The sequence below is a fragment of the Filomicrobium insigne genome (genome assembly GCF_900104305.1).
GTDB lineage: Bacteria > Pseudomonadota > Alphaproteobacteria > Rhizobiales > Hyphomicrobiaceae > Filomicrobium > Filomicrobium insigne.
The window spans coordinates 873,319-893,668 of the sequence record NZ_FNJC01000002.1 but is presented as its reverse complement, the minus strand read 5'-3'; the positions used below and the strand labels follow the sequence as shown (position 1 = coordinate 893,668).

Sequence of the window (20,350 nt, the reverse complement as noted above, 5' to 3'; positions counted from 1 at the left end):
TCATGTCAGCCAAGCATCCGATCATCTCGGTCACAGGGTCTTCAGGGGCCGGGACGACGGCAGTCAGGCAAACGTTCGAGCAGATCTTCCGCCGGGAGCGCGTCAACGCCGTGTTTCTGGAGGGAGACGCTTTTCATCGTTACGACCGCTTCGAGATGCAAAAGGCCACGGAGAAATCGACTCAAAACGGCGAGGGTGTGATCAGCCACTTCGGTGTTGAAGGCAACTTGGTCGAGGAGCTTGAGCGTACGTTCAAAACTTACGGGGAGAACGGCACCGGCCGGACTCGTCATTACGTTCATGATGACGAGGTGGCGGCACGTTTCGGTGTCCCGGTGGGGCGTTTCACTCCCTGGAAGGATCTGCCGGAGGGGTCAGATCTCATGTTCTACGAAGGGCTTCACGGCGCCCTCGTCACCAAGGACATCAACATTGCGCGCCATGCGGATCTCAAAATTGGCGTGGTGCCGGTGATCAACCTCGAATGGATACAGAAAATCCATCGCGATAAGTCGACCCGTGGGTATTCAACAGAGGCGGTGACGGACACGATCCTTCGCCGGATGCCGGATTACGTAAAATATATTTGTCCGCAGTTTTCGGAGACGGATATCAATTTTCAGCGCGTTCCAATGGTGGATACCTCTAATCCGTTCATCGCGCGGTGGATCCCGACGCTTGAGGAGTCGATGGTTGTCATCCGGTTTAAAACACCGCGTGGAATCGACTTTTCGTATTTGCTGGCGATGATCCAGGGCAGCTTCATGTCGCGGGCGAATTCGATTGTCATTCCAGGCGGCCGCATGGACCTTGCGATGCAGCTCATTCTGACGCCGATGATCATGCAGCTTGTGGAGCGGCGTCGCAGGGTCTTCTAAATTCCGCGAGAGCGAGTGGACGCGCATGACGTCCGTTCTCTGAAAAGGATGTCTGATTTTGAGCCGACCTACCGGTGGCAAAAGCGCGAAGGGGACCGGTTCCAATCCCAATCCGTTTGCTGAGCCGCTCCCCGTCGACGAGGTGTTGGAACAGCTGTCGGATACCCTGTCTCAGGGGACCAGCGCCGTTCTGGTGGCTCCGCCGGGTGCAGGTAAAACGACGCGTGTGCCTTTGGCGCTGCTTGACGCTCCGTGGCTGGATGGCCGCAAAATCATCGTTCTGGAGCCTCGACGCATTGCTGCTCGCGGTGCTGCGGAGCGGATGGCCAGGAGTCTGGGAGAGGAACTCGGTGAGACCGTAGGACTCCGGGCGCGCCTCAACTCGCGGGTGGGGCGTAAGACCCGGGTCGAGGTTGTCACGGAAGGCGTGTTCACACGCATGATCCTCGATGATCCGATGCTCGAAGGCATTGGGGCTGTTCTTTTCGATGAGTTTCACGAGCGATCATTGGATGCCGATCTGGGATTGGCGCTCACGCTGGATGTGCGACGGGGACTGCGACAGGACCTGCGTATTTTGGTCATGTCGGCGACGCTGGCGGCTGATCGCGTCGCGGGCTTATTGGATGGTGCGCCGGTCATTGTCAGTGAGGGGCGGAGCTATCCGGTAGAAACACGCTATCTCGGGCGCAGTGTTGAGCGGCGTATTGAGGACCAGGTCAAAGACGCGATTATGCGGGCAGTCCGTTCGGAGCCTGGATCCGTGCTTGCGTTTCTACCAGGCCAACGGGAAATCATACGCGTCGCGGAAGCTCTAGAAGAGACGATGAAGGGGGATGTCATCCTTGCCCCCCTTTATGGCGCTATGGATCCACGCGACCAGGACCAAGCTATTGCGCCAGCACCGGTGGGTAAACGAAAGGTCGTGCTTGCGACCGCGATCGCTGAAACTTCTCTCACAATCGAAGGCATTCGCGTTGTGGTCGACAGCGGCTTGGCGCGGGTGCCGCAGTTTGAGCCTGATGTTGGGGTGACGCGGCTTGTTACGGTTCGCGCGCCGCTTTCGTCCGTGGACCAGAGACGTGGCCGGGCGGGGCGTATGGAGCCCGGCGTCTGCTATCGTTTGTGGGATGAAGCACAGACTTCATCGCTTTCTCGGTTTCCCGAGCCTGAAATTCGAACGGCAGATCTCACGGGGCTTCTGCTCGATTGTGCCGATTGGGGCGTCGTGGATCCGACTTCTCTCTCTTGGCTCGATGCACCTCCTTCGGCTGCGCTTGATGCAGCACGCAGCCAGTTGGTCGCGCTTGGTGCGCTTGATCTTGAAGGCCGCCTCACGGACGTGGGGCGTGCTCTGCGCGCACTCCCATTACCTCCGCGATTGGCGCGCATGGTATTTGCTGCCGTAGAGGATGGCTGTGAAGATGAGGCTGCCGAAATTGCGGCGGTGATCGTCGAGCGGGGGATCGGCGGCAGCGACACCGATCTGGCGGTCAGGCTTGCTAAGTTTCGTAGAGATTCCTCACGCCGGGTAAAGGACATGCGCCGTTTAGCAGGGGAGTGGGCGCGTGTGGCGCGCAGTCTCGTCTCACTGCGGAAGCCAATCTCTCTACGCGACATCGGTTTGGCTGGTCATCTGGCGCGCGCTTATCCTGATCGCATCGCGAAATCACGTGGTTCGGATGGCCAGTACTTATTGGTCAACGGCCGCGGTGCGCGTCTCGATACGGCTGATGCTTTGGCGCGTTCTCCTTATCTCGTTGTCGCTGATTTGCAGGGTAGTGCCGCCGCCACCCGTATTTTGTTGGCAGTGCAGGCGAGCGAGGATGACATCGTCGCGATTGCTGGCGCGCGTATGACATCGTCGGTGGAACTCGCTTTCGATACACCGTCATCGAGTGTGCGCGGACGGGAGGTGCAAAAGCTTGGGGCAATTACTTTGTCCGCTAAGCCGATGCAGGTCCGGGCGAGCGAAGAGACGCAAGAGCTGCTTGCGGAGGGGCTGGCAAAGATCGGGATCGCGGCACTTCCTTGGAGCAAGGCGCAAATTCAACTCAGGGCTCGTGTTGCCTTTTTGAGAGCGGAGTCGCCGACTGATTGGCCGGACTTGGGCGATGCAGCGCTCGCTGAAACGGTTCAGCTTTGGCTGGCGCCGTTTCTGGCTGGAAAGCTGCGGGCAAGTGACCTCAACGCGGGGGATCTTTCGGCGGGTTTGGATATGCTGCTGTCGTGGGAACAACGGCGAGACCTCGATGAGGAAGCGCCGACGCATTTCCTTGCCCCGACCGGCAATCGACACGCTATCGACTATGAAACGGCGGGGGCACCGGCACTGCATATCCGGGTGCAGGAATTGTTTGGGCTGACGGAACATCCCGCGATCGCCAAAGGGCGTCTCCCTCTGACGCTGCACCTTCTTTCGCCTGCCCACCGTCCTATCCAGATCACGCGCGATCTGCCCGGATTCTGGGCGGGGTCCTGGGCGGCCGTCCGCGCGGACATGAAGGGGAGGTATCCCAAGCACGTCTGGCCGGATGATCCAGCGCGCGCAGAAGCGACCCACCGTGCAAAGCCGCGGCGCTGAAATTGATCAGACATTCCCTTGCTTTGTACGATTTTCGCGGCAGGGGGCCTGCTTCAATTTGTCGGGGCCTACTCACGACTTAGCTGACAACAAACTGTCACACACTACCGTTTATCACTGCGGCGACGTTGTGGACGCGCACTAACGGTTGCTTTTTGCAGCCATATCGGGCTAGCGAACGCAGTAACCGGGTAGGTGCCTGGACGGTCCTACCATAGAGCGATGGGGGTTGGTTCGTGAAAATCTGCATGATTGGTGCCGGTTACGTGGGTCTCGTGTCGGCAGCGTGCTTTTCCGAGTTTGGTTTCGACGTAACCTGCGTCGACAATAACCCCGAGCGCCTGAAGCAGATGGAAGAAGGCCGCTCTCCCATTTATGAGCCGGGGCTCGACGATCTGATGGCGCGCAATATTGCCGCTGGCCGTCTACGCTTCTCAGGGGATCTGGGACCGGCAGTAAAGGCTGCCGATATCGTGTTTCTCGCCGTTGGTACGCCGATGCGTCGTGGTGATGGGCACGCGGATCTGTCTTACGTCTACGGGGCCGTCGAAGAACTAGCACCGTATCTGGATGGCTTCACAGTCATTACGACGAAATCGACTGTACCTGTCGGGACAAGCCGTGAAATCCAGCGTCGACTTGCGGCCTTAAGGCCAGATGCCGAATACGCCGTTTGCTCGAATCCCGAGTTCCTGCGGGAGGGGTCGGCGATTCAGGACTTTACCCATCCGGATCGGGTGCTCGTTGGTCTCGATGATGCGCGAGCACAAGAAGTGATGGAGAAGCTTTATAAGCCTCTCTCTATCCGGAATGCTCCGGTTATGTTTGTGTCACGCGAGTCTGCGGAGCTGGCTAAGTACGCGGCCAATGCGTTCCTGGCGCTTAAAATCAGCTTCATCAACGAAATCGCGGACCTTTGTGAAGAGGTTGGCGCAAACGTGCAGGAAGTCGCCTCTGCTATCGGCAAAGATCGGCGTATTGGCGATAAGTTTTTGCACCCTGGGCCCGGTTACGGTGGGTCGTGCTTCCCGAAGGATGTGTCAGCGATCATCCGTACCGCACGGGAAAGCAAGTCGCCCTTGTCGATCATTGAACAAGTGCAAATCGTCAATGACGAGCGCAAGATCGCAATGGCCGGCCGTATCGTGAAGGCGGCTAACGGTTCGGTGCGCGATAAGACGATCGCGGTGCTTGGGGTTACGTTCAAACCCAACACGGATGATATGCGCGATGCTCCAAGCTTAGTGATTGTGCCCATGCTGCAGGAGCGTGGAGCCACCGTGCGAGTCTATGACCCGCAAGGCCAAAAGCAAGCTGAGCCTCTGTTGCCCGGCGTTACGTGGTGTGCGGATGCCAACGATGCGATCTTAGGGGCTGATGTCGCGGTGGTGCTGACGGAATGGAACGAGTTTCGTGCTTTGGACCTGAAGGCTGCACGTGCACGCATGTCCGGTGATGTGCTCGTTGATCTTCGCAATATTTTCAGTGCGGACGCAGCGAGAGCCGCGGGCTTGCGTTACCACAGCATTGGGCGGCCGGTCTCCGCTGACTAAATCAGCTTGCCGGGATTGAGAATGCCTTGTGGATCGAAAGTCTGCTTGAGCTGACGCATCAGGTCCAGTTCAACTTGACTGCGGAAGTGTGTGAGCGCTTCGCGTTTCATTCGGCCAATGCCGTGTTCTGCAGAAATCGAGCCACCAAGTTCGGTGACGAGGGTGTGAACCGCTTCATTCATCGGTTCCCACAGCTTGAGATAGGCGGCCTTATCCATCTCTAACGGCTGTGAAATATTGTAGTGAATGTTGCCGTCGCCAAAATGACCGAACACGATCGGGCGGCATCCGGGGCAGATGCTCTCCACAATGGGGGCTGCACGCGCGACGAATTCGGGAATGCGTCCGACGGGCACGGAAATGTCGTGCTTGATGCTGCCGCCTTCGAACCGTTGGGCTTCGGACAGCGTCTCGCGGAGTTTCCAAAGGGCTTCGGATTGCGAGATAGACCTTGCAAGGACCGCGTCGGTGATGAGCCCGTTCTCAAGCGCCTCGCCAAGCACCGTCTGCATCAGATCGTCGGGTTCTCCGATCTGCGCGGTGCTTGAGATCTCAATCAATACGTACCAGGGCTGGCTGAGGGTGTCGAACGGTGCGCGGGCGCCCTCCACGTGATGTAAAACGACGTTCAGAGATTCTCGAGAAATGAATTCAAAGGCTGTCAGATTGTGACCGGCGGCGCGCTCAGCGGCGCGAAAAAACTGGAGCGCTGCATCCAGGCGGGGAAGAGCGACGAGTGCGGTGGATTTCGTGGCTGGCGCCGGAAAGAGTTTCAAAACAGCGGCGGTGATAATACCGAGCGTGCCTTCGGAGCCGACGAAGAGCTGTTTCAGGTCGTAGCCCGTGTTGTCCTTCTTCAAGGCGCGCAGGCCATCCCAAACGCGCCCATCGGCCAGTACAACTTCAAGGCCCAAGACGAGCTGACGTGCGGAGCCATAGGCTAGGACGGCGACACCGCCGGCGTTTGTTGCGAGGTTTCCGCCGATTGTACATGTTCCCTCAGATGCGAGGCTTAATGGAAAAAGGCGATCGACTGCAGCCGCTCGGGCCTGGACTTCCGCGAGCGTGACGCCAGCTTCTGCAGTCATGTGGCCAGCATCAGCATTGACGTCGCGGATACGATGCAAGCGATTGGTTGTCAGAATGATCTCGTAGCCGGTTTCCGCCGGAATCTGTCCGCCGACAAGCCCCGTATTTCCACCTTGTGTGACGATGGCGAAACGTTTGCGATTTGCGATCTCCATGATGGCGGAGACCTCGGCAGTAGATCCCGGGCGCAGCACGAGCGGCGTGCGGCCCACATAACGACCGCGCCATTCGCGCAGGAATGGCGCTTGATCGTGCGGGTCGGTTAACGCGTGCTCGTGGCCGACAATCGCAATCAGCTGTTCAATTGCGGAAGGTGAAGGTGGCAAGAGTCCGGAGATGGACCGATCGTTCATTCGTTATGCTCGCGGTTTGCGAACCGGCTGATTGCCCGATTGGGGAGAGCCTGTCCGTTTGCCGCTAATGCTTATCAATAATCCCCTTCATTTCCAGGGTTCGAATAATTTCATCAACCAGGGCTTCTGGGGCGAGGGTGCCGCCCTGGAGCCGAAGTTCTGGATTTTCCGGCGCTTCGTAAGGGGACGAGATGCCGGTGAAGTTCGCGATTTCGCCCGCGCGGGCCTTGCGATATAGGCCTTTTGGATCGCGCGTTTCGCAGATTTCCAAAGGGGTGTCGACGAACAGCTCAAAAAACTCGCTGTCTTCAAAACGCTCGCGGGCCAGGCGCCGTTCAGCCCGGAACGGGGAAATGAACGAGACGAGGGTTAGAAGCCCAGCGTCAACCATGAGACGCGCGACTTCTGCAACACGGCGGATATTCTCGACGCGATCCGATTCGGTGAAGCCAAGGTCGCGGTTCAGTCCGTGGCGTACGTTGTCGCCATCGAGAATGTATGTGTGACGGCCGAGGGCGTGGAGGCGCTTTTCGAGCAAGTTGGCGACCGTGGATTTTCCCGAGCCAGAAAGGCCCGTAAACCAAATGCAGCAGGCCTTCTGGCCTTTCATCGCGGCGCGCTGGTGTTTGTCGATATCAACGGCTTGCCAATGGATGTTGTGCGCGCGGCGCAGCGCGAAGCGGATCATACCGGCGCCGACTGTTTCATTTGTAAGTCGGTCGATAAGGATGAAACCGCCGGCCTCGCGATTATCAGCGTAAGTGTCGAAGACAATGGGCTTAGACAGCGAGAGATTACAGAGGCCGATTGCGTTGAGCTCCATTTCGCGACCTGCGGTGTGCTCCAACGTTTCAACGTTGATCTTGTGTTTCAGCTCGCTGATCTGACAGACGGTCGATTGCTGACCACAACGGAGAATGTAGGGGCGTCCACGCATGAGCGGACGTTCGCTCATCCAGACGATGTCGGCTGCGAATTGGTCGGCGACCTCGGCCCGCACATCCGCAGCGCAAATCACATCGCCGCGGCTTACGTCGATTTCGTCGGCAAGTGTTAGAACCACCGCGTCGCCAACGGTGGCGCGTTCCAAATCGCCATCATAAGTCACGATGCTTGCGACTTGGGTCGATCGCCCGGCGGGAAGTACCGTGATCCTGTCACCAACGCTTACGGATCCTGCTTGGATCGTACCAGCATAGCCGCGGAAATCGAGGTCCGGACGACACACCCATTGAACCGGCATCCGCAGCGGTGCGGAGGCTATCGAGCTGTCAACAACGACGCTTTCCAGATGCTGGAGAAGAGCGGGGCCACGATACCAAGGTGTGCGTACGCTCAAGGATGAGATGTTGTCGCCATCGAGTGCCGAGATCGGAATTGCAGTGATGTTCGTGAGGCCAAGTTCTGCGGCGAAAGTTCTGTAGTTGCTTTCGATTTCGGCAAATCGCGTCTGATCGAAGCCCGCAAGATCCATTTTATTGATGGCCAGGACGATGTGTTTGATGCCGAGCAAGTGGGCGATGCAGCTGTGTCGTCGCGTTTGGGTGATGACGCCTTTTCTGGCATCGACAAGTATGATTGCAAGGTCGGCGCTCGATGCTCCAGTGACCATATTGCGCGTGTATTGTTCGTGACCCGGAGTGTCGGCGACGATGAACTTGCGTTTGGATGTTGCGAAGTATCGATATGCAACGTCGATTGTGATGCCTTGTTCGCGCTCGGCTTGCAGGCCGTCGACAAGCAATGCCAGGTCAATCTCACGACCGGTTGTGCCGTAACTGCGGCTTTCGTTTTCCAGTGCTTCCAGAGTATCGTCATGGACCAGCTGGCAATCGTAAAGCATGCGGCCAATGAGCGTGCTCTTACCGTCGTCGACGCTGCCGCACGTCAGGAAGCGCAGGAGCGGCATGTTGGCTTCAGCCGCTTCATTAGTGGCTGAAATCGTTGGCGAAGAATTTGGGGTGAAGCGGCTTACGGCGGTCTCTGCCATTAGAAGTACCCCTCCTCCTTCTTCTTCTCCATCGAGCCGGATTGGTCGCGGTCGATGACCCGGCCCTGCCGTTCAGATGTGCGTGACGCTTCGAGTTCGGCGATGATTTCTTCGACGGTTGTAGCTTCGGATACGATGGCGCCCGTGAGCGGATAGCAGCCGAGCGTGCGGAAGCGCACCATACGTTGTTGCGGGATCTCGCCGGGTTTCAGCGGCAAACGGTTGTCGTCCACCATAATGAGTGCACCGTCGCGCTCAACGATGGGGCGCGGGGCGGCGAGGTATAATGGGACGATCGGAATCTCTTCTTGCGCGATGTAGTCCCACACGTCGCGTTCGGTCCAATTCGATAGGGGGAACACGCGCATGTTTTCCCCAGGCGCCAAGCGACCATTGTAGAGATGCCAGAGTTCCGGGCGTTGCTGTTTGGGGTCCCAACGGTGATCGGCTGTGCGGTGAGAGAATATCCGCTCCTTAGCGCGCGACTTTTCCTCGTCACGGCGCGCGCCACCGATTGCAGCATCGAAGCGATATTTCTCAAGTGCCCGACGCAAACCTTGCGTCTTCATGACGTCCGTATGCAGAGCGCTGCCGTGGCTTATTGGACCGATGCCCTGCTCGATGCCTTCCTGATTCATGTGGACGATCAGTTCGAGACCGTACCGGTGCGCGACGTTATCGCGAAAGGCGATCATTTCGCGGAACTTCCAGCCGGTATCGACATGAAGCAAAGGGAAGGGCGGTTTCGCGGGATAAAAGGATTTGAGTGCGAGATGCAGCAGGACGGAGGAATCCTTGCCGATCGAGTACATCATCACTGGACGCTCGAATTGGCCTGCGACTTCGCGAAAGATATGGATCGCTTCCGACTCCAAGTCTCTCAGATGACCGGTATTTCTCACAGAATTTGGTCCCTCGCTCCCCTGTGCCGATGGCATACTCAACTTTGAAAGCCGCTGTAGGGCCCGCAGTCAAGATCCGACTGTTAGCTTATGGGCTATTGTGGGCTTGGTTTGACCAAGGGGAATGGGGCTGTGGTTACGCGAGTGGCCCGTGAGCCACAGCTGGGTGTGTGCAAATGGCACTCCGTTGGCCTTAATCCGGTATGTCGGGCCGAGACCATTAGCTTAAGTGTGCGCCGTCTTCATCATATTTTGAAGGCGGCTTATGTGTTGCGCGGGATAACCTGCTCTATCTCCTAAGATCCTTCAGTGAGACGTTATGGCGATCTCCGAGGCAGGGCCGACTGATATGAAGTGCAATGCGATAGGTGATGATGTGAACCTCACGATAACCTCGAAAGCTGACGCCGGCGGAAAACCAGCCGAAGCGGCGCTTGATATTGCGAAGCAATGCCAAACGTGGCTTCGCGAAGGCTGGACGATCGGCCTAGCGACTGTCGCGGACACCTGGGGATCGTCACCTGTTCCAATCGGCGGTCAGATGGTGATAGCCGATGGTGCAAATTTCCAGGGATCGGTTTCGGGTGGCTGTGTCGAAAACGAGGTGATCGTGGCGGCGACCGAGATCATTGAGACCGGTACGCCGCGGCTGCTGGAATTCGGCATCACCAATGAGACGGCTTGGCAGGCCGGGCTGCCGTGTGGCGGGCGCATTATGGTGTTTGTCGAGCGGCTTACGCCAGATGATGATTTGGCTTTCATCGATGAAGTGATTACGGCGCGGGAAGGTCGTCGTCCGATCGTCGCGTTGCGTCAGCTTGATACGGGTCAGCGAGACCTTTTCAAGCCGGGCGATAACGCGCCAGCTGAAGTCAAGGAGCGATTGGCTTCCGGGCATAGTGGGCTAGCCCAAGTGGATGGACGTAAAGTCTTCCTTCAGGCCGTGGTGCCCCGTGCTCGTATCATCGTTATCGGAGGAACGCACACAGCTCAGGCTCTCGCATCGATGGCACCGTTGGTTGACCTTGATGTTGTCATCGTCGATCCCCGTGAGGCGTATGCAGCCTTGCCGCGTTTTCGAGATCGAAACGTTATTGTTGCCTGGCCACAGGATGCGATACCGGAACTTGGCCTTGATGAGTATTCGGCCGTGGTTACGCTTTCGCATGTCGAGCACATTGACGATGAAGCGCTCAAGTTGGCGGTGAAGAGTGACTGTCGCTATATCGGAGCGCTGGGGTCCACACGTAATCACGTAAGACGCCGACAGCGGCTCGCTGCTGCCGGCCTTGCGTCTGAAGAAATCGATCGTGTGCACTCGCCGGTTGGGCTCGACATTGGGGCGCGGACGCCTGAAGAGATTGCGCTTTCAATCCTAGCTGAAATTGTCCTGACTTATCGGGGACCGCGGAGAAAATGAAAATTGGCTGTGTCATCCCGGCGGCTGGCTTTTCGCGTCGGTTTGGCACTGCCGACAAGCTTACCGCGGAACTCGATGGGACAGCATTGGTACGCAAGGTCTGCGAAGCCGTTGTCGCGAGCCGCGTTGCAGTGTGCCTCGTCGTAACGCAGCCCGCCGCCGTGAATGTGGTTACGGCGCTCCTCGGACTTCCGGTTTCCATCGTTGAAAATCCGAAAGCCGCGTTGGGGATGGGAACTTCGATCGCCGCGGGGGTTGCGGCATTGGACACAAGTGTCTCCGGGGCGTTCGTCCTGCCAGCGGATATGCCGGGCATGACGTCGGAATTTTTAGATCAATTGATCGCGTGCTTTGCAAGCGAGGGTGGGCGCAAGATCATTGTGCCGGTGACACCGAGCGGCGAACAGCGCAATCCTGTTTTGTGGCCGGCAGCGCATTTCGAAGCGTTGAAAGCTCTCGGCTCTGAGGGCGGCAAGAAGCTTCTCGATGAGCTGCGTGAACAGGTCGTTCAAGTCCCGCAAAGCGATGCCAGTTTGTTCGCAGATGTCGATACGCCGGAGGACTTTGTTCGTTTGCTGGGTGGGCGTGTCCACTGAACGAAGTCAGGGCGCGGGCCTCAAGACTTCGATCGTCATTTTCCAGCGCGCGTGCTTTTCGCGCTCCTTAAGCCAATATGCGGCGAGGTCCGGTCCGGATAGCCATTCTCCGCTCAGGCTGTTCTTCTTTCTGTAGTTTTGCCAGTCAGCGGATGTGAAAACCCGTTTGAATAGATCGGCGTAGTAGGCTTGAGCTGCTTTGGTCATGGAGGGTGGCCCGACGACAGAGCGCTGCATGAAGTAGTTGAAGTCCATGCCGGTTTCCCGAAGAGTGGGAGTAGATTGGAATTGGGTGATCCTTGCCGGGGTAATGGCTACGATTGGCTTGGTGATGCCGGCTTCGTAGTACTTGCGTTGCTCAGACGGATTGTTGACCGTCGAGTCGCACAGCTTCTCGGTTAACTCCTTGGCTACCGCGCCGCCGCCTTTGAGGGCGCGATAGGACATGTCGAGTCCGAAGGTGGCATTCAAGAACTCCGTCAGTAAATGATCTTCAGCTCCTGTCCCCGTACCGGACATGACCCAATCCTTACCCTTGGTGCGTGCCTCGCGTACGAAGTCCTCGATCGTGTTGATGTCTTTGCGGTCTGTATGCACCCAGAGCAGAAACACATCTTCGGCCAAACGCGCGATGGGTGCGAAGGCGCCGATGTCGATCTTGAGTTCCGGTTTATCAATGGGTGTTGTGTAGAAGCTATTGAGCGTGAACAGAATTATATGGTCGTCGCCGGCGCGTCGCTGCAACTCCTGAAGTGCGTCTGCGCCGGAGTTACCTGGAATGTTCACGACCTCGAATTTTGCCTTGGTCAGTTGATTGCGTTCGATGAGATCGACAATGAAGCGGGTGGCCTTGTCCGCACCGCCGTCGCGACCCGCCATTACAATAAACGTTATGGGCTTGTTTGGTTGCCATTGAGCCGCTGCTGTTACGCATGTGGAGAGCAAAGCGGCCAGGATGAAGGCTACGCCTATCCTGAGTTGGCGAAGATGCAATCGCAGCATCCTATCCTCCAAGTTCTTAGGCGATTTGCCTTGCAGCGAAAGCGCACCGCTGCCGGAGCGAAGCTATTTCACCCAGATTTCGACGCGACGATTGTAGTTGCGGCTGGCGGGGGTGTCGTTGCAGGCCACGGGTGCTAACTCGCCGTATCCTTTGGCGATTGCGTTGGTGACGCCGGATTTTTTTAGGAGATCTGCGACTGCCGTTGCGCGTACCTCAGAGAGTCTTAGGTTCTCGTCGTAGCCGCCAACAGCATCGGAGAAACCGAGGACGAGTAGCTGGCGGTCGCGGAATTTGGGTGATTGCACTGTCGTGACGAGGCGCTCAATGTCTTGCCGACCTTTGTTGTCGAGCCCGACTGATCCACTTTTGAAGCGGAATGTCGTCGTGAGCCGTTCGGCTTGAGCAATCTCGCTGATCAGTTGGCGCATTGCGTCGAGATCGAAATCTTCATCGTGCGCGTTCAAAGCGTAGGCGATCCGAGCCCCCTGGTCTCGGAAGGTGAGGGAGTCGCTGCCCAGATCGATAAAGTCGGTGCGTGCAATGGCAGGCTGCGCTTGCTCAGATAAGGTGAAGTCCAAGAAGCGAGCTGCGAGCGGATTTTTCGGGCGTCCCGGCGTGTACAAGTAAAGGCGGCGGGTGAGCGGGTATTCCTCGGTCTTCATTGCGAAGCGAGAGGGCCGGGAGATAAGACCACACGAGGATTCGATATTGAGAGCCTTGGCATTTCGCTGGTAGGCAATGCTGGCAAATGTAATGCCGGAGGGGTCTGCAATTATCCAGTTTGATCGTTCCGCGTCATCGGAGGTGCGCTTGGCGCTTTCGGCCATTTGTTTGCCGTTCGGTTCAAGCACGAGCGTTTGGAACGTGTCCAACGTGCCGGACCCGTCCGCTGGGGCATAGAGGTTGATTGCTCCCTCTCTGCCACCAAGTTCGGACCAGTCGGTTATTTCGCCAGCAAATACCCGGGCGAGATCGGTAATTGATATTGCTACGACTGGATTGTCCGGCGAGACCAGAACGACCAAGCCATCCAGTGCCAGGACATGCTCATGTGTGGGTGCATGCATATTGCCGAGTCCGGCTGCGGCGAGGCCGGTAGCCTCCAGATCGGCGATCGGTCGCGATGACATCGTGAGTTCGGAGGTTTTCGCGCGGAGTTCGGTGAACGCAGTATCGGAACCTTGCCGACGGAGATCGATGGTTCCTGCGTGACGTCCGTCTGATGATGTCAGCTTCACCGTCGTATTTTTGGGATCAGATCCAACCGCGGTGGAAACGGACAGTCCCAAAGTGTCAGCGTAAGCCTCAATCAGAGCAGGCATAAGCGCATGACCGATAGTATGGGAGCCGGCTATGGCCATTTTACCCGACGCTGGTAGTGGCGCTAATTTGGCCGGTATCGGCTGCGTTGTCGTCGTGAGATTCGGGCAGGCTCCGCCGATGCATTCAAAGCGTGATGCGTCTGCCTTCATGCGACCGACGAGAGGGGATAGGACGACGTATGTCCGTCCGTCGAAGGAAACCAAGTCCCCTACGATTTCAAAGTCTCCGCCTTTGAGGCGTAACCGAACCTCTTCTGCCGCGGCGGTAAATGAAGATATCAATGAAAATAGTATTAGTACGCACACGGCCCTTGCGGAACTGACCCATCCGGCCATTGCCCACCCTCCCCACGCAAAACTCTAGCGGTGCCGCGTTATCGTTTCGGCCCGTCCGCGGTCAAACAATCTTCCAATATTGTTTTTCCTAGGGGCGCTCCGGTACAAGAGCGCGTGTTTTTGATCTTCATGGTTGATTTTTTACGCATATCATCCGGCGCCAAAACGAACCAGGAGAGCCCCCTCTCGCATTTTTCAATTTAATTAGATGCTTGTCGGGGGCGCGATCTGTTTCGGCGTCGTGGACTCCGCGGGTTTAGCCCCTTTGGTTGCGGGCGTTTCATTCAACACCTCAAGCAGTGGTGTCAAACCTTCTACGTCAACGAGTTTGAAGATTTCGATGTCCCGACGCGCCTTTTCGCTCCAACCGGCGATGGTGAGGACACGCTCGGCTTTGGAGAACAGGCCATGATTGCGTACAGGCTCGGCGGTCCGGATCTGTTCGGCTTTGGCTTGGTCGAGTTCGATACCCTTGTTTTGCTCCAGCTCGCGGAGCCGTTCTTTGCGTATCTCTGTTAGATCCGTATCGCTGCTGCCCGTTTCTTCGTTCTTTAGTGTCTTTAGTTCAGCGCGGGTTGGCCAACGCACGAGGTCAAGGTCGTCAAGGACGCCAGCGAGCTGATTCATGGCGAGGGCTTTGGCGGATTCGTCTTGATTGTCCGAATCGGTGCTGAAGAGATTTGGAATGACGAAGTAAGACGCGTGATTGTGGTAGATGAAATGACGGCGGACCCACTCGATATCAGCGCCGGGCGCGCGTGCGATCGCCATGTCCATGGCCGAGCGAATTTGCGCGATGACCATGGAGCTCGTGCGCGGTCGACTCGGCGGCGTTGATGGTGGGTTGAGGACCATGAGGACGAACAAGCCGAGGTCGATGCCGATGCTCGCGAGTAAAGCGATCAGGTCGCGACCTGTAATGGGCTGGCCACTTTCCGTCTGACTGTAAGCCTGCTCACCTCCCGAGATTACGTAATTGAAGAGGCTGCTTGAATAGGCACCGATGTTTGACCAGAGGTTCTTGATGGCATTTGCGACGCCGGCTGGACCTTCATTGAAGGAGGCGACCCGTAGATCAAGGTTGGCGGGTTCATCGGCTTGATCTGCCGCTTGACGCAGGCGCTGGGCCAACGTCGGATCGTAACAGGAGAATCCGGCTTTTCCTGGCGGGATGGAAACCACTTCCGCCAGCGCGCGCATTTCTGTGGCGACGGATTTGCCCAATTCATTGCTACGCGACGCGATGTTGCGCGCATGGGTCCGGATGTCTCGCGCTTTTGCCTCAAATTCGCGTTGCCGCTCTTCGACCGTGATGCCTTCCAGGCCTGCGGCTGATTTTCGCAATTCCTCGATGTCGGTTTGAACCGGAGCGATCCATGAGGTGGTGATGCTTTCGCGTAAGGAAGCAACGGCGTCCCGGACGCTTAAGCGCGCATTGTAAAGGGGCCCACGTCCGGCGCCTGAGGGCTGGCCGCAACTCCCTCCACTCGTTTCTTCGCGCGCCATCTGGCTTTCGGACCACGTGACAACGTTGTCTAATTGTATGCGTACTGCGTCCAGCCGAGCTGCAACAACGGAGCTTGCGGCCCGGGCGTCTTCCTGAAGCCCCGACATGCTGGTGCGGGTCGCCTCTTCGCCGGCAATGAGGCTCCACCAGAATCCGTAGCCAAAGCCGATCGACCAGACCGCCAGGAATAAGTAGAGCGGGAAGGTGATGAGGCGATCGCGCAAGGAACGTCCAGCGCCAAAGGTTTCGCGCAATGCGAGCCACATGAGAAATGTCAGAGCGACAACAACGGCTATGACGAGGAACTCATTGGAGACAGAGAGGCCGCCGGGAATTTCCCGTCCTTGGCTCGCTGGCGAGGTTGAGACACCAACGATGAAATCGTTCATTCCGCTCCAGGTTGCGTAACCTGAGATGGCCAGCAACATAAGCGAGGCGATGCCGATCAGCGTATTGCGTCCGAACAAGTAATCGAGCCACCGGACCTTGACGGAGCCGGTGCCTGATTTCGGTTCTGCCATGGTCGTGTCCCTTCCGCGAAACTGGCTCGGGCCGAGTATAGGAAAAAGTCGGGGCCTGTCGTGCCGCTTTCGCGTGCATGGCGACCTGTCATTGGACAAGCGTAGCGCAGCTGCAACGGCTGGGACGGAAATCGCTCGATCTATTCTCCGCGCGATCCGGATCGCGACACAATTTGAGTTCAAATATTATGGAGCGAACGGAAGAGTTTGGGAGTTTGGATAGAGGGCTGTGACGGCGGATGGGCGAAACTGATCTGGCGGGGCGCTGGTGTGGCTTTGCGGATGCGGAACAGATCACCAAGGGTACGGTGATCAGAGAAGCGCAGCGTTCATGAGGGCCCTAACGCTTGTTTCGGTTATTGCCGGGACTTTGGCCGTTCTTGCGGAAGTCTCTGGTTCGTCGACGGCAATCGCTGAGAAATCTCAGCAAACGCGTCCCATTGTGCTAGCGCAAAAAAGTAAGCGCGCACCTGAACGTCGCGCGCGGCAGGTCCGGGATATACCCTTGCCGGAAAGGCCAATGGATCCCGGTAAGTCTCCTGCGAAGCCAGCCACGAAGGATGTTGCAATACCGGTGCCCAAAGCGGCGGCCGAACCTGAGCCTCCAGAACCTGACGAATGGTCTCAAGAGGAGGTCGCCCGGGCTTTACGGGACTGCATCAAAATGCTCGGGCCTATTGCGGCGGAGGTGGACGTCACGGTTCCCATCAAGAATGGAGCTTGTGGGGCAGCGGCCCCCGTGCGTTTGCGTCGGATTGGATTGGTGAACCCGGTTGTGCTCTCGCCGCCCGCAACGATGAATTGCTCGATGGTTGCTGCCCTGCACCGCTGGGTGGAAACGCAACTTCAGCCTCGAGCGAAAGAACTGCTCGGCTCTGAAATTGTCGCCTTTGAAAGCGTGTCTGCCTACAGTTGCCGGATGCGAAATGGCACATCGGTCAACAAGCTCAGTGAGCACGCGTTGGCCAATGCCATAGACATTGGGAAGTTCAAGACGGCGGATCGACAAGTCATTTCGGTCGCTCAGGATTGGGGGGCGACCGCGCGAGACATCAAGGCTGCGCGCGCGGGGCGCCCCCAAAAAGAAGATACAACTAAGAAGTTGGCGCCGCCCATTCCCGCTTCCAAGACCGCACAGAAAGCCAGCTTATCGAAGTCTGATGGTATTCCGCTTCCTAGCCGAAGGCCTGAGGCTGAAAACAGCCAGACGAATAATACCGGCGAGACAGAGACGGCCCTCAAGCCTGCAACGTCGAACAAGGCCCGGTTTCTGAAATCGATTCACGAAAGCGCGTGCGGTATATTTGGGACCGTGCTGGGGCCGGAGGCCAATGAGGCGCATCGCGATCATTTTCATTTCGATCTTGCTCACCGTCGGCGCCGAGCCTTTTGTGAGTAGATTTATTCGTCAAAGCCTCGATAGGCCGGCGCAGGACAACGACAATCAGAGCGTGCCTTGGCGGAAAGAGTTTCGTTTATTTTTGCTTGAGCCGCTTGGACTGAAGGCTCTGGATGGACCGGTAGAAATCAAACCCCAGATGGTCATGGTGTAGGTAATCGGCAGGCTGCAGAAGCTTGATATCGAAGGCTATACCAATCGATTTTTTATCTATTCTCGAAACAGTGCCGGCCAATTCCGTCTTGTCCAAAAGCACGATGCTGACGGCCTCGTCGGTCTCTGGGCATAGGCCGTCACGTATACGCAACTTGGCCCCAGAGGCAGAGATGTCGAGCAGTTCGCCGACGAGGTCGCCCTTGGGCGTCCGGACGACAATAAGTTGTTCGGTATCGTCGCGTTTATCGCTGCGACGGTCTTTGGTGGATTGGCGATCCTTAGTACTTGTCCGCCCGCTGACGTGCGCCATGCTGCTACCTTAAGGTCCCTAAAGTCGTGAGAGCCCCAGAGTTTGGCCGCAACATATTGATATTCGGTTTGCGAGATCAAATCGGCCTGATGGCGCAATCTCGAGTGTGGCTACACTTAAATCCTTGAGCAGATGTTCTGTGTAACAAGTACCCGAGACAGGGACGTCCTGTAACATTTTTGACTCTTGACGCGAACTAATTGCGTGATGCGGATATCTCAAAACGCTATATTTACGAATTCAGCAATTCCGAAGTCTTGACGCAGATTCTCCATGAAGTTACCCCGCGATAGGGGAAGTCGAATTGAATGATTCGATTTTAGGGGGATATCTAGATGATCGTGATCGTCGACGAGCGCGAGCTTGTCATCAACGGTTATGCGTCAATGTTCGATCGTGAGGGTGTGGCGACTACAGGGTTTTGTCCAACAGAATTCGATAGTTGGTTTACGGCTGCGCCGGATCCGGACCTTGGGTCAATTGAAGCTTTTTTACTTGGAAACTGTGACGGGCGCAGGTCGCTTGCACGGATTATAAAGAAAAGATCGTCCGCTGCCATTATTGCGATGGATGATCAGAAAACTCTCGACGAAACTTTGGATTTATTCGCCGCCGGCGTTGACGACGTCGTAGGTAAGCCAGTCCATGTGCGTGAAATCATGGCGCGAATTGGCGCAATTGGTCGGCGCGCAAAAACTTCTGATAATGAATTGGAGGCCGGCCCAATCGTTGTGTTCTCCGAGGGAAGAGATCCCGAGGTTGGAGGGGTGCCGCTTCCATTGCCGCGGCGTGAATTGCGCATTCTGGAATATCTCGTGCGCAACCAGGGGCGCCGGGTGACGAAGGCGCAGATTTTCAACTTCGTTTACGGACTGTTCGATCGCGAAATCGATGACAACGTCGTCGAGAGTCACATCAGCAAACTGCGCAAGCGTTTGCGGCAGCGCCTCGGTTACGATCCCATCGATTCAAAGCGTCATCTTGGCTACCGGCTGCATTCGGATTGAGCGTTAGTTTGTCCTGCCTGAAGTGCGTTAACACATTATTAACCTTTGAGTTTTTGTACGAATTTGGAGCATTGCTGTAAGGCCCGCATAAGTCCCGCGTGATGTCATCGCTCCAACTGCTTTTATTGATCCAGCGAGGGACGATCTAATGAGCGTGTACAATTTGATGCGGACGGGTGTGTCCGGCATGGGGGCCCAGTCCAACCGTCTTGGTACGGTTGCTGACAACATCGCCAATGCAAGGACCACCGGTTACAAGCGCGCTTCAACTGAGTTCGCAGCTCTCGTCCTCGACAATCACGGCACCAACTATGCTTCGGGCGGTGTGGAGTCCAAGACCCGCTATGCGATTAGCCAGAAAGGCACGCTTGAGTATTCGGCGTCGGGTTATGACCTCGCGATCAATGGCCAGGGCTTTTTCATGGTCGGCGATGCTGAGGGCAGGGTCTCTCTAACGCGTGCGGGTGCCTTTGTCCCGTTGGAAGATGGTACGCTCATGAATACGGCCGGCTTTCGCCTCATGGGGTATCCGATCGCCAACGGCAACACAGGGGCGGTGATCAACGGTACGGCCGGCCTTGAGGCCGTCAATATTCGTAGTGTGACGCTCGTGTCGGAGCCCTCGACAGAAGGTGTCATGACGACCAACCTGGATGTCAACGAGGGCATTGTGGCTGCGGGCAGTTTGCCGTCCGACAACGTGGCCGGTTCGACGTTTACGCATACGTCTTCGTTGAAGGCATATGACAGTGTCGGCCGAGAAGTCATTCTAGACGTCTACTATACGAAGACGGCTGCGAACCAATGGGAAGTTGCCGTCTTTGATCGTGATGACGCTGCTCCTGGAGGCGGGTTTCCTTATGCGGCGGCCCCATTGTCCACGCAGACGCTTACGTTCGATCCCACCACGGGCGCGCTTGATGCCGGCAGCTTCACGGACATTACAATTCCAGTTCCGAACGGTTCCAGCCTTGTTATCGATCTGTCGGCAACAACTGAGAAGGGCACTGGCTATACCGTTCTGGATGCGGAAGTTAATGGTAGCGAACCGGCTGCAATTGAATCGGTCGAGTTTGCCGATGACGGTATTATTTATGCGGTCTACGAGAATGGAGCGCGCTCCGCGATCTACCGTATTCCGCTGGCCAATGTTGCGAGCCCTGACCGACTGAAGCCGGAATCCGGGACCGTCTTTTCAATTACCGCCGAGTCCGGTGATTTGCAGATTGGTTTTCCTGGAGAGGGCGCGCTCGGAACCATCTTTTCCGGTGCTCTGGAGAGCTCCAACGTAGATCTCGCGAGCGAGTTGACGACGATGATCGAGTCTCAGCGCAACTACACAGCGAACTCCAAAGTCTTCCAGACAGGTTCGGAACTCCTCGAAGTTCTGGTCAACCTGAAACGGTAACGCGCACTAGTTTAGC

General features: G+C 57.0%; 15 protein-coding genes. 8 read left to right on the top strand and 7 right to left on the bottom strand.

Annotation, left to right across the window (positions count from 1 at the left end; all coding sequences use genetic code 11):
* Nucleotides 1-2: 2 nt before the first annotated feature.
* The 3 genes from BLS30_RS10100 to BLS30_RS10090 all read left to right on the top strand — a co-directional run bounded on the left by BLS30_RS10100 (nucleotide 3) and on the right by BLS30_RS10090 (nucleotide 5,015).
* On the top strand, nucleotides 3-878 hold the full coding sequence (locus BLS30_RS10100; protein WP_046479287.1) for a phosphoribulokinase: 876 nt from the start codon (nucleotides 3-5) through the stop codon (nucleotides 876-878).
* Between the two features lie 58 nt (nucleotides 879-936).
* On the top strand, nucleotides 937-3,462 hold the full coding sequence (hrpB, locus tag BLS30_RS10095) for an ATP-dependent helicase HrpB (RefSeq protein ID WP_090228448.1): 2,526 nt from the start codon (nucleotides 937-939) through the stop codon (nucleotides 3,460-3,462).
* Between the two features lie 236 nt (nucleotides 3,463-3,698).
* Nucleotides 3,699-5,015, top strand: a complete 1,317-nt coding sequence (locus tag BLS30_RS10090) for a UDP-glucose dehydrogenase family protein (RefSeq protein ID WP_090228445.1) — start codon at nucleotides 3,699-3,701, stop codon at nucleotides 5,013-5,015.
* Here BLS30_RS10090 and BLS30_RS10085 read toward each other — a convergent pair.
* The 3 genes from BLS30_RS10085 to cysD all read right to left on the bottom strand — a co-directional run bounded on the left by BLS30_RS10085 (nucleotide 5,012) and on the right by cysD (nucleotide 9,385).
* Nucleotides 5,012-6,457: an FAD-binding oxidoreductase gene (locus BLS30_RS10085; RefSeq protein WP_090228442.1), complete on the bottom strand. Its 1,446-nt coding sequence runs from the start codon at nucleotides 6,455-6,457 to the stop codon at nucleotides 5,012-5,014. The genes BLS30_RS10090 and BLS30_RS10085 overlap by 4 nt on opposite strands.
* A gap of 64 nt (nucleotides 6,458-6,521) precedes the next feature.
* On the bottom strand, nucleotides 6,522-8,447 hold the full coding sequence (gene cysN / locus BLS30_RS10080) for a sulfate adenylyltransferase subunit CysN (RefSeq protein WP_082101182.1): 1,926 nt from the start codon (nucleotides 8,445-8,447) through the stop codon (nucleotides 6,522-6,524).
* A complete protein-coding gene (gene cysD, locus BLS30_RS10075) occupies nucleotides 8,447-9,385 on the bottom strand; it encodes a sulfate adenylyltransferase subunit CysD (protein ID WP_090228440.1) in 939 nt (312 codons plus the stop codon). The genes cysN and cysD overlap by 1 nt, the downstream gene beginning before the upstream one ends.
* A 283-nt stretch (nucleotides 9,386-9,668) precedes the next feature.
* Here cysD and BLS30_RS10070 point away from each other — a divergent pair, with 283 nt between their 5' ends.
* Both BLS30_RS10070 and BLS30_RS10065 read left to right on the top strand, forming a co-directional pair.
* Nucleotides 9,669-10,769 carry an XdhC family protein gene (locus tag BLS30_RS10070; RefSeq protein WP_090228437.1) on the top strand — a complete coding sequence of 367 codons (1,101 nt, stop codon included), beginning with the start codon at nucleotides 9,669-9,671 and terminating at the stop codon, nucleotides 10,767-10,769.
* Complete coding sequence (locus BLS30_RS10065) at nucleotides 10,766-11,365, top strand: nucleotidyltransferase family protein (protein ID WP_090228435.1); 600 nt, start codon at nucleotides 10,766-10,768, stop codon at nucleotides 11,363-11,365. The genes BLS30_RS10070 and BLS30_RS10065 overlap by 4 nt, the downstream gene beginning before the upstream one ends.
* Before the next feature lie 6 nt (nucleotides 11,366-11,371).
* Here the strand turns inward: BLS30_RS10065 and BLS30_RS10060 are convergent, their stop codons facing one another.
* From BLS30_RS10060 to BLS30_RS10050, 3 genes are all read right to left on the bottom strand, one after another.
* Nucleotides 11,372-12,367: a Bug family tripartite tricarboxylate transporter substrate binding protein gene (locus tag BLS30_RS10060; protein ID WP_090228432.1), complete on the bottom strand. Its 996-nt coding sequence runs from the start codon at nucleotides 12,365-12,367 to the stop codon at nucleotides 11,372-11,374.
* 63 nt (nucleotides 12,368-12,430) lie between these two features.
* Nucleotides 12,431-14,026, bottom strand: a complete 1,596-nt coding sequence (locus BLS30_RS10055; RefSeq protein ID WP_082101183.1) for a phosphate ABC transporter substrate-binding/OmpA family protein — start codon at nucleotides 14,024-14,026, stop codon at nucleotides 12,431-12,433.
* Nucleotides 14,027-14,230: 204 nt separating this feature from the next.
* Entirely contained in the window at nucleotides 14,231-16,054 is a 1,824-nt protein-coding gene (locus tag BLS30_RS10050; RefSeq protein ID WP_210184024.1) for a hypothetical protein, read from the bottom strand.
* A gap of 331 nt (nucleotides 16,055-16,385) precedes the next feature.
* On the opposite strand from BLS30_RS10050, the gene BLS30_RS10045 reads away from it, so the two are divergent.
* Nucleotides 16,386-17,453, top strand: coding sequence for an extensin family protein (locus BLS30_RS10045; RefSeq protein ID WP_090228430.1), 1,068 nt, complete (start codon nucleotides 16,386-16,388; stop codon nucleotides 17,451-17,453).
* A 76-nt stretch (nucleotides 17,454-17,529) separates the two neighbouring features.
* Here BLS30_RS10045 and BLS30_RS10040 read toward each other — a convergent pair whose 3' ends face one another.
* Nucleotides 17,530-17,919, bottom strand: coding sequence for a PilZ domain-containing protein (locus BLS30_RS10040; RefSeq protein ID WP_090228427.1), 390 nt, complete (start codon nucleotides 17,917-17,919; stop codon nucleotides 17,530-17,532).
* 335 nt (nucleotides 17,920-18,254) lie between these two features.
* Between BLS30_RS10040 and BLS30_RS10035 the strand changes: the two genes are divergently transcribed.
* Nucleotides 18,255-18,926: a response regulator transcription factor gene (locus tag BLS30_RS10035; RefSeq protein WP_046479297.1), complete on the top strand. Its 672-nt coding sequence runs from the start codon at nucleotides 18,255-18,257 to the stop codon at nucleotides 18,924-18,926.
* A 148-nt stretch (nucleotides 18,927-19,074) separates the two neighbouring features.
* Nucleotides 19,075-20,334, top strand: coding sequence for a flagellar hook protein FlgE (locus BLS30_RS10030; protein WP_090228424.1), 1,260 nt, complete (start codon nucleotides 19,075-19,077; stop codon nucleotides 20,332-20,334).
* Nucleotides 20,335-20,350: the final 16 nt, after the last annotated feature.